At 52.3% G+C, this 14,554-nt stretch carries 11 protein-coding genes; 1 reads left to right on the top strand and 10 read right to left on the bottom strand.

The annotated features are described in order from the left end of the window. Positions 1-12: 12 nt before the first annotated feature. The 7 genes from ABID47_RS10870 to ABID47_RS10840 all read right to left on the bottom strand — a co-directional run bounded on the left by ABID47_RS10870 (position 13) and on the right by ABID47_RS10840 (position 9,674). Positions 13-1,080 carry an efflux RND transporter periplasmic adaptor subunit gene (locus ABID47_RS10870; RefSeq protein ID WP_435530607.1) on the bottom strand — a complete coding sequence of 356 codons (1,068 nt, stop codon included), beginning with the start codon at positions 1,078-1,080 and terminating at the stop codon, positions 13-15. After that, positions 1,034-1,765: an ABC transporter ATP-binding protein gene (locus ABID47_RS10865; protein WP_354497288.1), complete on the bottom strand. Its 732-nt coding sequence runs from the start codon at positions 1,763-1,765 to the stop codon at positions 1,034-1,036. The genes ABID47_RS10870 and ABID47_RS10865 overlap by 47 nt, the downstream gene beginning before the upstream one ends. Positions 1,766-1,991: 226 nt before the next feature. Further along, a complete protein-coding gene (locus ABID47_RS10860; protein ID WP_435530606.1) occupies positions 1,992-3,452 on the bottom strand; it encodes a glycoside hydrolase family 43 protein in 1,461 nt (486 codons plus the stop codon). Between the two features lie 104 nt (positions 3,453-3,556). Then, positions 3,557-5,188, bottom strand: coding sequence for a response regulator transcription factor (locus tag ABID47_RS10855; RefSeq protein ID WP_354496544.1), 1,632 nt, complete (start codon positions 5,186-5,188; stop codon positions 3,557-3,559). Then, positions 5,166-6,929 carry a sensor histidine kinase gene (locus tag ABID47_RS10850; protein WP_354496542.1) on the bottom strand — a complete coding sequence of 588 codons (1,764 nt, stop codon included), beginning with the start codon at positions 6,927-6,929 and terminating at the stop codon, positions 5,166-5,168. Before ABID47_RS10850 ends, ABID47_RS10855 begins: the two co-directional genes overlap by 23 nt. A gap of 18 nt (positions 6,930-6,947) precedes the next feature. After that, entirely contained in the window at positions 6,948-8,579 is a 1,632-nt protein-coding gene (locus tag ABID47_RS10845) for an extracellular solute-binding protein (protein ID WP_435530618.1), read from the bottom strand. Between the two features lie 270 nt (positions 8,580-8,849). Next, the gene (locus ABID47_RS10840) at positions 8,850-9,674 is read right to left on the bottom strand and encodes a sugar phosphate isomerase/epimerase family protein (protein ID WP_116232500.1); all 825 of its coding nucleotides are present in this window, start codon (positions 9,672-9,674) and stop codon (positions 8,850-8,852) included. A gap of 97 nt (positions 9,675-9,771) precedes the next feature. On the opposite strand from ABID47_RS10840, the gene ABID47_RS10835 reads away from it, so the two are divergent. Then, complete coding sequence (locus tag ABID47_RS10835; RefSeq protein WP_354496540.1) at positions 9,772-10,605, top strand: AraC family transcriptional regulator; 834 nt, start codon at positions 9,772-9,774, stop codon at positions 10,603-10,605. A gap of 49 nt (positions 10,606-10,654) precedes the next feature. Here ABID47_RS10835 and ABID47_RS10830 read toward each other — a convergent pair whose 3' ends face one another. The 3 genes from ABID47_RS10830 to ABID47_RS10820 all read right to left on the bottom strand — a co-directional run bounded on the left by ABID47_RS10830 (position 10,655) and on the right by ABID47_RS10820 (position 14,474). Beyond that, entirely contained in the window at positions 10,655-12,028 is a 1,374-nt protein-coding gene (locus ABID47_RS10830; protein WP_354496538.1) for an ABC transporter substrate-binding protein, read from the bottom strand. Positions 12,029-12,339: 311 nt separating this feature from the next. Further along, complete coding sequence (locus tag ABID47_RS10825) at positions 12,340-13,110, bottom strand: alpha/beta hydrolase (protein ID WP_145947201.1); 771 nt, start codon at positions 13,108-13,110, stop codon at positions 12,340-12,342. Between the two features lie 65 nt (positions 13,111-13,175). Then, the gene (locus ABID47_RS10820; protein ID WP_354496535.1) at positions 13,176-14,474 is read right to left on the bottom strand and encodes an SGNH/GDSL hydrolase family protein; all 1,299 of its coding nucleotides are present in this window, start codon (positions 14,472-14,474) and stop codon (positions 13,176-13,178) included. Between the last annotated feature and the right edge of the window lie 80 nt (positions 14,475-14,554).

The following is a 14,554-nucleotide window of genomic DNA, read 5'->3' as shown; positions in this document are numbered from 1 at the left end:
ATAGCTCTTCGGTTAATTGTTCAGAATGACCTTCTGGCCTTCCTCAAGTCCCTTGACAATCTCGACTTCCGTCGGCGTCGTCAATCCGATCTCGATGTCAACCTCCTTGCGGCGTTCTCCTTCGACGATCTGAACATAGGAACGCCCCATATAGGAGCGGATTGCCGAGCGGGGTACAATGATGGCGTTATCCCGCTTCTGAAGCTCGATCGTCAGCTCTGCGCTGTCGCCGACTTTGACGTCTCCCGGAGCATTGTCCATGCTCATGAAGATCGTTACCCCGTTCTTCTCGGCCTTCGAACTGTCGGCGGCTGCCGGCAAATCCGAAGGGGCTTGAAGAACCTTTCCCTTATAGTCCTTGCCTTTATACTTGAGGCTGACAGGCATGCCGGCTTTGACCGGGTTCAGATCCTTGCTGTCCGCCGCAACATAAGTCAACTGCACTTTGGACGGGTCGGAGACAGTGACGATCGCTTGATAAGCGTTCACGTTGTCTCCCGCATTCAGCTTCTCGACAAACGTCACCGTTCCCGAGACGGGAGCGTACAAGCGTGATTGGCCAAGCTTGGCCTTCATCTCCTGCAGCGACATCCGCTCGCGCTCCAGGTCGATTTCCTTGAGCCGCAGGTCGACGGCGCCTGCGCCGGCATCGCGTGCCTGTTTGTACAGCAGCTGTGCGCGCTCTACATTCAGCTGCTGCAGGCGCACCTGGAAATCGAGGTCGCCCGTCTCCAGCTCGGCCAGCAAATCGCCCGCCTTCACCTCCTGGCCCACCGTCACCGGAATCGATTTGAGCCTTCCGCCCATATCCTTGAAGGACAGCGCTTCGGATTGGGCCGACACAAAATAAGCCGTCCCCTTCAGGAAGGTCTGAATCTTCCCGCGGCTGGCCTGCACGAGGTTAAACTGTTCTTTGGCCGGCTCGACCAAGGGCGGCTGCAGCGTTTCCGGTTCGACCGGAAGGAGTGAACAGCCCGAGAGCAGCATCAGCGCCGTTAGAAGCGCGGCTATTCGCCGCAGACGCCGGTCTATTTTAGATAAGGGGAGATTCGTTCGTTGTCTGCGATACAATATTTCCATCCTCCAATGCGATAACGTGATCGACAAGCTCCATCATCCCGGGGTCATGCGTCGTGAGAACGACCGTCATCCCCGATTCTTTTACCAGCTCGCGAAAAATGCGGACGACCTGCAGCCCCATCCGGCTGTCCAGTTCGGCGGTCGGCTCATCCGCAATCAACAGCTCAGGCTGGTGCACGATGGCACGGGCAATGGCTACGCGCTGCTGCTCACCGCCCGACAGTTCGGACGGCCGATGCTTCATCCGCTCCCGCATGCCGACGCGGTCAAGCGCATGCTCCACCACCTCCCGGTTACCCTTCAGTCCCGCGATACGCAGCCCGAATTCAACATTTTCGTAAGCCGACATCAGCGGAATCAAGCCATACGACTGGAATACGAGGCCGATTTCCTTGCGCCGGATCTGGCTGCGTTCGGAGCCGGATAAACCGGTGATTTCCCTCCCTTTGAAATACACCTGTCCCTCCGTCGGATCGTCTAATGCGCTGAGAATGTTCAATAGCGTCGTCTTTCCGGAACCCGAGCGCCCTCTCAGAGCCACGATCGTTCCAGGCGGAATGTTCAGATCGATATTTTCCAATGCGGTAACGGCGGTATTCCCCCTGCCAAAAATCCGTGTGATCCCGCTTGCCTGCAGAATCGGTCCGCCGCCCGTATCCTTCCTCTCCGTTTCCTTACCGGTCATTGCACTCGCCCCTTTTGTTCTGACCCGATTCGCCTTCACCAACATCATTGTAGCGCTTCCATTCCGGGGGAAGTACCCGCCAGTTCCCGTTCGTTTACCTGAGAAAATGTAGATATGTGCAGGCTGCAAGTTGTGCGGCTGCGTGTTTGCAAAAAAAATGCCGCCCGATGAAACGGACGGCATTTCTTACAACGACCTTACCTCTCACATATTCATTACCGGCACATTATCGAAATTGCCAATAGTCGATCTGGAACAGCTCGATATCCGGCTTCCCTTTGAAGACCAGGAACAAATCATGCACGCCCTCCGCACCGCTGACAGGCGTCGCCATTTCGCTCCACAGTCCGCCGGTCGAAGACACTTGAAGCGTACCGATCGATTTGCCTTCAGGGCTGTCCAGGCGGAGCTCGATGACTCCCCCGTCATTCGCGCACGATACAGACGCTGAAAACGCGGAGGCCCCGGCGCCGAAATCAACGCCGGACACGGCGGTCCAGTCCCCATGATGAATGTCTGTTAAAACCATGAGGTCTTCGGCCTGTTCCAGTCCATCCTTCTGAAGCTTGCGCACATTCACGCCTGCGCACCAAGCGATCGTCTCCGCGCCAACGCGGTCATATGGATTCAGCGGCTTGATCTGCTCAACGCCGGCCATGTCCGCGTCAATGGATTGAATCGCACCATCCTCGTCCAAGATCACCCGGTTAAGGTGGGTCGACCGATACCCCTTCACCACGCCCATAGCCTTCGACAAGGTCTGGGCGTGATAAGCGATATACCAATCACCATGAAACTGGAACATGGCATGGTGGTTGTTGCCGCTGACACCGAAAAAATGGCCGGGATTTTTAAGGATCGATCCCTGGTACGTCCATGGCCCCATTGGGCCGGTGCTGGTCATATAGGCAATCTCCCCTGCCGGAGGACTTCCCTCCGGCCGAACGCCATTGTAGAAGTTGGAGCAATACGTATAGTAATATTGGCCGCCTTCCTTATGAATGCCGGCATCCTCGAACATAAACGGAGCCGGGATCGGCTCGGCTTCGCCGATCACGCTGATCATATCGTCACCCAGCCGCATCATCCGAGCGGTCCCGGGATTCTCATCCTGACCTTCCGGCACGCCCCCGCCAAAGTAAATATAGCCTTTGCCGTCATCGTCCACCAGCACGGCCGGATCGAAGAGCCATACGACGCCTTCAACGCCCGGCGTGTCCCTTGCGATAAGCGGCCTGCCGATCGGATCGATCCATGGGCCGGTCGGACTGTCGCTCGTCAGCACACCGATGCCGCTGGCGTTGTTGGCAAAGTACAGGAAGAAGCGGTCTTTGCCGTCTATTCTTTTGTGAGCCGCCGCAGGGGCCCAGGATTGCGTCGCCCATTTGGCTGCTCCATCCGGACCTGCCACTTGAATGGCGCCATGGTCCGTCCAGTTCGCCAGATCATCCGAGGAAATTACCGATATGCGGTTGATGGTGCTATAGCTGTTGTCCTTGACCGCTCCTTGCTCGTCATACTCTAATACATCGTCTGTATTGTAGAGGTATACGCGCCCGTCGAACACCAGTACATAAGGGTCTGCTCCAAATTTATGGGCGACAAGCGGATTTCCGTTTCGCGGCAGTTTGCCGATCGGTGCATGAACGAGTTCATTCATTTTTGTGTCAACTCCCGTATTCAGCATTTTTTGTATTACCAAACTCTCTTAAAAAGAGTAAGGCTTGCGTTCAGCGGGAACAACCTGTCTGATCCGTCCGGATCACCCGCCAAACTCTAGTTTCCAGAGGTTCAATTCAAAGAAAGTGTATCCCGGTATTCCTGCGGCGTGAGCCCCGCTGCTTTTTTAAAAAAACGGGTGAACGAATGAGCCGCCTCGTAACCGACGGATAATCCCACCTCGCGCACTTTCAAATCGTTGTCCCGCAGCATTTCCTTGGCTTTCTTCACCCGGCACTTGTCGATAAAATCGGATAAGTTGATTCCTTTCTCCTGCTTGAAGAACCGCGACAAATACGAGGGATTGAAATAATGGATTTCCGCTAGGCGCACCAGGGACAAATCCTCACTCAAGTGCTCTTCGATGTACTGGCAGATCCGGTCGACAATCAGCGAGGCCCTGTCCCTCTCCTGCGTTTGTTTGCTTAGGAAAATGGATTCCGCGACGCGTTTCAAATAACCGAAGGCCTCCTCCATTGAGGGATGATCGTTCAGCCGCATCAATTTTCCGGTATCGCCGATATGCCCGTGCATTCCCATACGGCCTATGCAGGAATGCAGCATCAGCGCAAGCGTATAATACGTCTCGATCGTTAACTGAACCTTACAGCTCATCTTCAGTGCACTGGCCGTTACCTCCTCAAGCGCTTGGATAAATTCATCGTGTCTCCCCGACTCCAGAAAAGCCCTCAGCACTTCCGCTGTCTGACTGTCCGCAAAGCTCGCTTTGCAGTCCAATCCATCGAGCGGCTCGAAGCCGTCGCGTACAATGATGGCTCCCCCGCTGCCGCTCCTCAACTGCTGCAGATCCCGCAGCCTTTCGTATTGGCGCGTCAAGCTTTCCCACCTGCATGCTTCGCTGCTCAGCGCCAATCCGATGCTCAATCCAAGAGAACCGATGCAGGATTCCTGAACCAGCTCCAAGGTCCCCTCCACGAACCGGATGAAATGGCTGTCGGTCCCGCCCTCGGCCGGTTCAGACGGCTGCAGAAACCAAAAGGCGTCGCCATGCTTGTCGGTGATCCCCATACTCCGGGCCCTGCCCGAAAAATAGGTATCCCATATCCTTCTGACGGACGACAGGATTTCGCATCTTTCCGTATACGTCCTGCCCTCCGGATACGAGATGCGGCCAAGGACGAGCACGACGGGCTGGGCGGGATCGAGGCCGATGCCCAGCTTGCTGAACTCGCGAGCCAATATGTCTGTATCCTCGCTCAATACACGGCTGTTCTGAAGAAGGTGCCTCATATAATCGCCCTGCGCCATGAATTGGAACGCCAGCAGCTGCTCGCGGGACTGTTCCAGCAGCAGACTGTCGTGATGCGCGCGTTCTATATCGTCCAAGACATCCTGCACGGTGTCGGTCACCTTGGCGTACCCTTCCGTCTTCAGCACATAACGGGCATTTGTCATTTGGATCGCGCGGTACGCATATTCGAATTCACTGTGGCCGGTCAAGAACACGACTCTGCATCTGGGCCAGTACTTCCGGATTTCCTCGGATAATTCCAGCCCGCTCATGCCGGGCATGGCTATATCGGTCAAGACGATGTCGATTCTCGTGCGCGACATCCAATCCAGCGCTTCCTTGGCGGAATAGGCTTTGCACACATCGAGCCGCTCCGGTTGATAGCGGTTGAACACTTCATACAGTCCGTCCGTAATGATATCTTCATCGTCAACGATTAGCAGTCTGTACATCCCCGTTCTCCTCCCTGATCTTGATACGAATGGCGGCCTGAAGCCCGCCCAGGCTGCTTCTGGACAAGAACAGTCCGCTGCCTTCGCCGTAAGTAAGCAGGATCCGCCGATGGATGTTGATCATCCCGGTCATTTCGTGGGATTCGGCAGGACCTGTTACCCGATGCTGGAGGGCTTCGAGCCCGGCATCGTCGATGCTGTTCCCGTTATCCTCCACCTTGATGACGCATTCGGAGCCGGTTCGCTCAAACGTAACGCGGAGAAACCCTTCGTTCGGCATGCTCTCCAAACTGTGTTCATAGGCGTTCTCGATCAACGGTTGGACGATCAACCTCGGCACCTTGATGCGCTGCATGTCCACAGGCAATTCGTCGAACTGGACACGAATGCGCCGGGAGAAGCGGAGCTGCTGGATTTCCGTGTACATTCTCGCATGCTTGATTTCTTCCGACAGCGTGGCATGGTCCTCGCCGTTGCGGGCGATGAACCGGTAATACTCGCCGAGCATAATCGTAAACAGCTCGATCCGGTCCGTATCGCCCGTCTTGGCCAGCGAGTTCAGGATAAAGAAGCTGTTATACAGAAAATGCGGTTTGATTTGTGACTGCAGCTGCTTCAGTTCCGCCTTCTGCATCATCAATTTTTGTTTGAAATCTTGATCGATCAAGGTCTGCAGTTTGACGAGCATCTGATTAAACCGGTCATACAAATAGCCGAACTCATCCTTCTGCTCATGCTGGATCGGAATATCAAGGGTCCCGCCTTCCATCCTTCGAAAGCTTTGGACGAGCGAGAGCAGCGGACGATGAACGTAACGGTACGTGGAATAGGCATATACGATAATGGCAAAAACCGAAGTTACCGCAAACACCCATGCCCACAGGTTGAATTTGATCAGCGGTCTCTTGACCGTTCCCTCCGGTAAGTACGAAACGAGCGAGAGGGCCAGCTTGTCGGAATTGGCGATATTGAAATGGTACTCCCTTCTCCCGATATCGAGCAGCATCGTACTGTCGTCCACGCCCTTGGCCGCTTTTATAAAATCCTCCAGCAGTTCTGGTGGCGTGCCGGTGCTGGACAATGTGAATCCAGCTTCCCTCGCGATCAGAATCGAGCCGCTTCCGGGATACACGCTGAGCGGTTTCAATGAGTCCTTCAGCTTGTCGTTATCCAATTCGATTTGAACGAGATACAGCGGATCCTCCACATTGTTCCCGCCAAACTTCGAGGCGGTGAGCTGAAGCGAATCCCCCTGCCGCATCAGCCGGGCGCCGCTTCGTTCTCCGATGGAGCGTATTTCATCATATCTCTGCTGGTCCAGCGTACGGACGGCATTGCTGGCCGAAATCGTTTTACCGATCGAATGAATATGGACATAAATATCTTTGATGTACGGGCTGCTGTTTTTTATGGAAGTCAGACGGTGGAGCAAGTAATTTACGCTGGACCTTTTCTCGGCGCTGTCCATCATCCCCCAGGTGACGGCAATTTTATGGAGCTCGCTTTCCTGCAAAATGTCGAACTGCTGAATTTCAAGCCATTCGATTTCCCGGTTCAGCCCCTCGAGATAGGACGATAACTGCGCCAGTGAATTTCTTGATATTTCTTCGCTTGCGTTGGTATAGCTCCAATTGTACAGGTATACGCCGAGCAGAATAATCGGGAGGATCACCACCAGATACATCAGAACGAGCCTGGCCAGGATGGTATGACGCAATGAATTCACAGGAATCCTAATCAAAACAACGCCTCCGATGCACTAATCTTTCTGTTTGTTCGAGTACCATTCATTGACTTCGGCTGTCATTTTATCACCGCCCAGACGATGCCATTCCTCGACGAAACGGTCAAATTCATCGATGGGATGCCCGAGGATAATGTTGGTGAACGTATCCATCGTCAGAGAGTCGAGAATCGATTGTTTTTCGATCATCGTATCGGTTGGCGCACCTACAAAGCTCTCATACAATAACTGGTTGTTCCTTTTATACCGGTCAAGGATGGAAAACGCTCCCGACGGGCCATAGGTTCGTTCCCAGCCCCAGCCGGACGGATTGCCGCGGATCAGATAAGCCTCGATGTTCTTTTGAATCGACCTTGCCTCATCCTTAAGCACATTAGGGTTTCCGGTTCGGCGTGCCTCTTCAATTTGGTAATAGGCGTCCAGATTCTTCAGTGCAGGATACGGAGTAACCGGAGAAAGCTGCCAAGCCGGATATGGGGTGCTGTAATAGATTTCGTACTCGGCCGTCGCTCCCCAGTTCTTTTCCAGATGCAAATTGAACAGCTTTACGATGGCCTCGGGATGCTGGGCTCCCTTACGGACGGCAAGAAATTGATGGGTAGCGAAGCGGAGCGGCACTTTCGCCGGTTTCCCTGTGGCCGAAACAATGGGAAAAGCCTGCCATCTGGCTTCCGGATCCTGCTCATGATTGCCCTGTACGACAAACGATCCCCACTGTTCGCCGTACATCATCCCGTATTTACCTGCGATAAGCTCTGCTTTGGCCTTGATGCCGTCTTTAAACATAAATTCCTCGTCAATTTCTCCGTTCCGATACATGTCCTGAAGGACTTTCAGCGCAGTCTTGACTTCAGGTTGAACGGCTCCGTATACGAGCTTGCCGGATGGATCGCGAATCCATATATTAGGGAAGGCGTCGTAACCGGCCATAAATGCCGACAAGCCCATCACGGGATCCCACAAATATTGGGTCACCGGGAGCCCCAATGTATCGTTTTTTCCGTTTCGGTCGGGGTCATTTTCTGTAAACGCTTTCGAAATGTTCAGGACGTCATTCATCGTTTGTGGCGGCTGTAAGCCGAGACGGTCCAGCCAATCCGTCCGGATCCAAATATACTGTGCTCCCTCGATCGATGAGCTTGTCTCGGGAATTCCCATCAATTTACCGTCCACCGTGGCCGCTTCAAACGGCCCGGTCCCCTCCTGGCCCAAAATTTCCTTCGTGAACGGCGCCGCATATTTCTCATAGGCTTCGGTCAAATCCTGAATCAGGCCTGCATTGCTCAGCTGACGCAGCTGATCTGCATCGACTCTCACGACATCAGGCAGGTTTCCCGAGGCAAGCGCAACGCCCAGCTTCTGGTTATAGAGGGTGCCTTTGGCTGTCCAATCATACTTGATCCGGATGCCCAGAACTTGCTCATACAGCCGGGTCCACCGGTTATCTTCCAGCGTTTCTCCCGGAAACGTTTTGATCAGGTTGTCCAAATCATCGCTCGTCTCCCGCACGAAAGTGAGCTCAATCGGGGGATCATACTTCTCCAGGCCGGGTTCCGAGTAGATGTACTGACCATCGGTCTTCCCTGTTACCTCCTCACCGTCAGACACCCCGACCCGGTCGCACGACGCCAGCATGGACAAGGGCATCGTGACCGTCAGGACTAGACCAACTACACTCCATTTGGGAATACGCAATGCGCCAACCCCATTTCGATTAGATTCATTAAAGCGTATCAAGACTATTATCTTGATGGCGTACGCACACACACAACCCGCATCTTTTTACTTGCTCACCTGTTTTTTACTTTTTTAATGTAAGCGCAAACATTTTCTCTATTTATTTTAAATCAGTTTTTATGATCCCTCCTATTCATAAACTAAAGAAATACCCCCAATAAATGCAGGACTTTGCGTCTGTCAATTCCACTTCATTTCCTGCTCGGCCAGCAATTTCTTAATTGCTTTCGCGGCTACTACAAATAGTTCAGGTTGGCTGAGCCCCGCAAGCTTTCCGGTTGCTTGCAGGTGCGGTTCCAAAGACATAAATCCGGAATATCCCGTCTGTTTCAATTGCTGGAGAAGCAGACGCAGCTGCCCGTCCCCCTCGCCGGCAGGAACCACTGAACCATTGTCCATCCGTGCGTCCTTCACATGAATATAAGAGATGTAGCCGGCGAGCAGCGGGTATGCCTCAGACATGGGGTGTACCCTGCATTGCACGAAATTTGCGGGATCAAAGGCCGCTCTCATGCCGGGCGACGAGACGGCCTCCAAAATGTCCTTGCAGCGTTCTCCGGTATCGCCGTAAATGTGGCTTTCATTCTCATGCAGCAGTACGATTCCGGCATCATTCGCCAGCTGAACGAGCCGCTTCATTCGACGGAATACTTCCTCTCGAAATCTTTCATGTTCTCCCTCCGGAATATAAAACGAAAAGATTCTGACAAACTTGGCTTCAAAAAACGCTGCCAAACGTATGGCGTGCTCGGCCTTCGTAAAATGCGGATCAAAGTCATCGGTGATCTTGATTTTTCCCAGAGGAGAGCCGATCGCGGAGACGCCGAATCCCCGCCGGATCAGCCGTTCTTTAATCTTCACCGTTTCCTCTTCGGTTAAATTCAATACATTTTTCCCCCAGACTCCCCGCAGCTCCAGATAACGAATATTTTCCGATTCGAGGACATCCAGCTGTTCTTCCAAATCCGATGAAATCTCGTCTGCGAATCCAGTTAATGTGATCATCATAAATCCCCCTTCATTTGCTGAACTGAAATGAAATACTTCATCATGGATGAGTCAACAATCTCGATTTTCTCTTGAAATTTCTGGAGCGAAACCTATGATTAGCTTAAAGGAGGCGGTGTACTTGGAAATTGAGCATCATCCTCACCTTGTTCCGAATATCTTTCTGTTCATCGACCGTAAATGCTTTCCCGAGTGGACGATCCAAAAAGCGGAAATCAGCTTCCACGATCTAACGTTTGTGGTTGAAGGCATGGCGAATTACTATATTAATGGAGAGAAATTTACGGTAGAAGCAGGTGACATGATCTACGTCCCCGGGGGAAGCATCAGGGAAGCCCATACGTTCAAGGAGTCCCTTATGCATTCGTATCCGTTCAACTTTTTTTGGGCCGAACCGTATAATCATATCCATCTCCCGTTTAAAGGCGTCACCAAGAAAGTGATCACCAAAGAGATTCTGGGGTATATCCGTGAATTCAACCATGTGTGGATGAGCAAGCAGCCGTTTTACCACATCCAGGCACGCGCTTTGTTCGAGCTTATCCTCCACCGCCTGCTCACCAACTATTACCGGAAAGCGCCCATGCCGATCGATCCGCGGATCAAGAAATTAACCGAATACATTTCTGAGCATTACTCGGAAAATCTTTCGATCGCCGAATTGGCGGAATGGCTTCATCTGAGCCCCGTCTATTTGGGCAGGTTATTTAAGCAGAATACCGGTACGACACTCAAGGAGTACATCAAACGCATTCGCATCAACAATGCCGAAATGATGCTGTCATCCGGTGACTTTACCGTAAAGAACGCGGCGGAAATGTGCGGGATTGACGATATTTACTATTTCAGCAAGCTGTTCAAGGAAATGAAGGGCTATCCTCCATCTGCTGCAAGGAAGCAGGCAGGGCAGAAGCACCTCCTTGAATAAGGAGTCCCCACTTCGGATGTTTTCTTCGTGGGGACGATACATATCACCGCTACTTTTTCCAAACCTCATCAATCGAAGCCTGGAACGGCTCTTTGTATTTTCCAATGACCGTGGAAACGGAATTTCCGTCAATAATGTCTCCGACCAGCTCGTAGTAAGGCATGGAAGGATACCCGTCTTTGCCGTCGACGACATTGATGCTTTCCCCTGCCATTTTTGCATTGTTGATGTCGTCTTCGTTCTTGAATAACGTTTCGAGCGAAGCTTGTTTCGGGTAGTCGTAGATGGACTCGATATCGTTGATTTTTTCATAAATGTAAACCAATTGCTCGGGATGTTCGACCGCCTTCGGGATCGTCAAGTAATTCGGAATCGTAAGATGGGAGTGGTACTCTGTCGCGCTGGGCCCTTTAGGGAAGGGCAGGAAGCCTATATCCAAATCAGGCATATCCTTTTTGAATCCATCCATTTCATAATCGCTCCCGGCATACATCAGTGTGTTCCCTTGACGGAAAAATTGGCCGGGTTCGGTCCAATCACCGCCTTCGGTCGGTCTGGCGATGTTTTCCGTTGCGAGCTGGGATATGAAGTTCAAGGTTTCTTTCGTTTTCGGATCCTCCAGGTTTTGCTTATCTCCCGACACGATATTTGCGTCGTTGGCCGCCAGAGCCTGAACTAAAATGGAAGCGGAAGCGAGCCCCCAGGTGTCCAGCTTACCGTCATTATTCGTATCTTTGTTCGCCTCTTTGGCTGCTTGGATGAAGGTCTCCCAATTCCAGTTGTCTTCGTTGACGTATTCCTGCAGCGGCTTGAGGCCCAGCTTCTCCATCAAGGTTCGATTATAGAAAATACCTGATGAAGCACCGTTGATGCCTGCCCTGAACCCGTAGCCCCTGCCCTCAAACTGCGAATAATCGTTCGTGTACTGCTGAATAAATACGTTCTGATTTTTTGTGAATTCATCAACCGGGGAGAATAAATCCTGCTTCACGAGCGTTGGAATCATCCAAGGTCTGGCCATGCGGATGATGTCGCCGAGCGGCTCTCCCGCGAGCAACGATGACGTCACTTTATTCACGTACTCGCCATAGTCGATCGTGACGTATTCCATTTTAAAGTTATGCTTCTTCATGAGTTCGTCCAGGTTCTGCTTCTTTTTAATATTGTCCGGATTATCTTCCTTGATCGATTCGTCGTACCAAGATACCCATTTGATCGTCCGGCCACCCATGTCGAAATTCATTTCCGAAGTACCGCTCTCTTCTTTTTCGTCCGGCTTCGCGGGTGCATTCGTGCTTTCCTCAGCGGCATTTCCGCCGCTCGAACCTGTGTTGGATACGCCTCCTCCGGAACCGCTGCTGCAAGAGGCCATCAGGATCAGAATCAAACACCAAATCAGCACCATTGACTTACGCTTCCTCATAAAATACCCCCCTTTGGATTTCGCTGTCTCCATAGGACAGCGCTTTCAAAACATGAGCTTGCACGCGTATGCCTCCATGATGACCGAAAGAATCGGTTCCGATGCCGGTGGTTCCTGATGAACTGCAAGCACACGGATCATGTTAAATGGATTTCCGGCAAACAACCATAGATAATCTAAATGGCATTTGTAAGTTTTAAACATCATTTCGGATTTTCAAAAAACGGAATATGCGCTGAAATTTTAAATTCTATAATCTTCAAAAAAAGAAACCTATCCGTAAAGGAAAGGTTTCTTCCTGATCCATGATGCTAAACTCGAAACAGCAGCTGCGAGAAATGGTACAGATCGTTTTTCCAAACCGGCCAATCGTGACCGCCGCTTTCCTCGTACCAGACATGAGGAACGCCGTGCTCTGACAAATACGAGTGCGTCCGGTCACTGATATGCTTCAGGTCATCCTGGTCTCCGCAGGATAGCCAGAGCAGTCTAAGCAGATTTGCTGCCTCTTCGGGATTCGGTACAAGCAGTTCGGGGACCTTGGTATTCGGGGCCGGAGAAAAGGCTCCTACCCAGGCAAAGCGGTCGAGATGATTCAATCCGATATTCAGCGCCTGCCCTCCGCCCATGGACAAGCCGGCGATACTATAATTCTCTCTGCCTGTGAATACCGGGTATTTCGATTCAATAAAAGGAATCAGATCATGAAGCAAATCGAACTCGAAGGTCTCGAAGGCTTTCACCTTGTCGGGATCGAATATGTCTCCTTCCGCCCTGTCGTTCGGCATCGCGCGGCCATTAGGGAGTACGACGATCATGGGCTCGAGCTTGCCGTCGGCGTAAAGATTATCGAGCACGACCTGTATATTGCCGTGATTCTTCCATTCGGCTTCATCCCCGCCTATTCCGTGCAGGAGAAAGAGCACGTTATACTTGTGTTGTTCTGAGTACCCGGGTGGGGTGTATATGAACGTTTTGCGGTCACAGCCGACAGTTTCTGAATAATATTCCACAAGTTCGATTTGTCCGCGGCTGATATGTTCCCTATATTGGTCAAAGCCCGTTGGCGCTGTTTCTATCAATTTCTTTTCCTCCCCTGTTATGGACTCACATGATTAAATAGAACTGTACCAAGTTCAAACAAGCTTTACAGCACGTAACCAAACCCAAGAATAGTAAACCGTTTATGTTCGCTGCCCGCCGCCATACGGATCTCGACGGTATGCTGCCCTGATTCCGGCTCATCGTACAAAATAACCGCGCTGCAGTGCGTCCAGTTCACTTCATGCGGATCAGCGGTCAGCTTGTGCTTTCCGTCCACCCAAATCTCCGCGGATCCGAAATCGCTGCTTCCCGAGTCTTTAAATACGAGAATGAGACGCTTGCTCCTGATGGTCATTGTAAAATGGCCCTCTCCCGATCCGGCTGTATGCATCCAGTTATGAGGAAATTGGGGCGTGCCATAATCGTGATCGTCCATTTCCGCGAGCTGCAGATCGGTATCGGTCTCCTGAAAACCACCGGTATCGATCTGAGCGATACGGTCACCATTCTGGCGATCCAGCAGCCGGGTGTGAACGTAATCGTTGCCGATCAACGGCGGTTTATCGGTCAGGACATCCTCCTCATCAGGTGCAGACCGGTCCGTGACTTCGAACAGCCAGTCCAGGCAATCCGCCATGATCTGATGGCCGCTATTCGTCGGATGATAGATATCATAGAAAAACTGCCTTTTGGAGATGACGCCTCCTTGGTCCCTGGCCAAACTGAACTGCTCGACGACGGCATCCTTTATGCTGACCATGGGAAGGTCGTAGTGCCACCCGACCGGAGCCAGCCGATCCTGAAGATTCCAGTCGTTCAGGAACACGCTGAACAGCAAGATCACCGCAGGCCGGCTATCGCCGCCAAGCGCCTTGAGCACCAAGCTTTCGTAGCAATTGCCCCGCGTCTCGTCGCCGGCGTCATTGACGGCAAACTCCACGACCACGATATCCGGATTCTCCGTACCGTCCCGGAGCACATCCCGATCATAACGTACGATCCCCAGCTCTGACGGCGTCCCGCCTACTCCCGCTTTGATCAGACGGATCGGACTGCCTTCGGAGGAGGCGAACCGCTTCCTAAAAAGATCGTACGACCTATAGGCGTAACAATTTGCAGGAAGCGGGATAGCCCCAGCTCCATGGGTGATGGAGCCGCCGATGTAGGCGATGGTGACCGGCTCCCCTCTCTTCGCTTTTTCGATGGCCGCTTTCAATCTCTTGTTGTTCCCTCGACTCAAAAGAGATTTGGCGATCATGTCACGGTAGGACTGCCCCTCACAGTCAACCGGAGGATCGATTATGTCTTCGGCAGCTTGATGATCCTCATGCCGGTTTTCGGGGTCCCGCGGGGCCGCAGGGCCGCGAGCTTCGTTCGTCGATGCAGCTGGATGGTCTGTCATGGAAATCCCCTCTTCATTGTGATTAGGAATTTGCGTTTCGATTTATCAAACTTCATTATCCCTGCAGCGGACGGATAAAC

This window comes from Paenibacillus favisporus (assembly GCF_040545415.1).
Taxonomy (GTDB): Bacteria; Bacillota; Bacilli; order Paenibacillales; family Paenibacillaceae; genus Paenibacillus_AQ; species Paenibacillus_AQ favisporus.
Note: the sequence above shows the minus strand (reverse complement) of the source record. Positions and strands in the feature narration are given on the sequence as shown.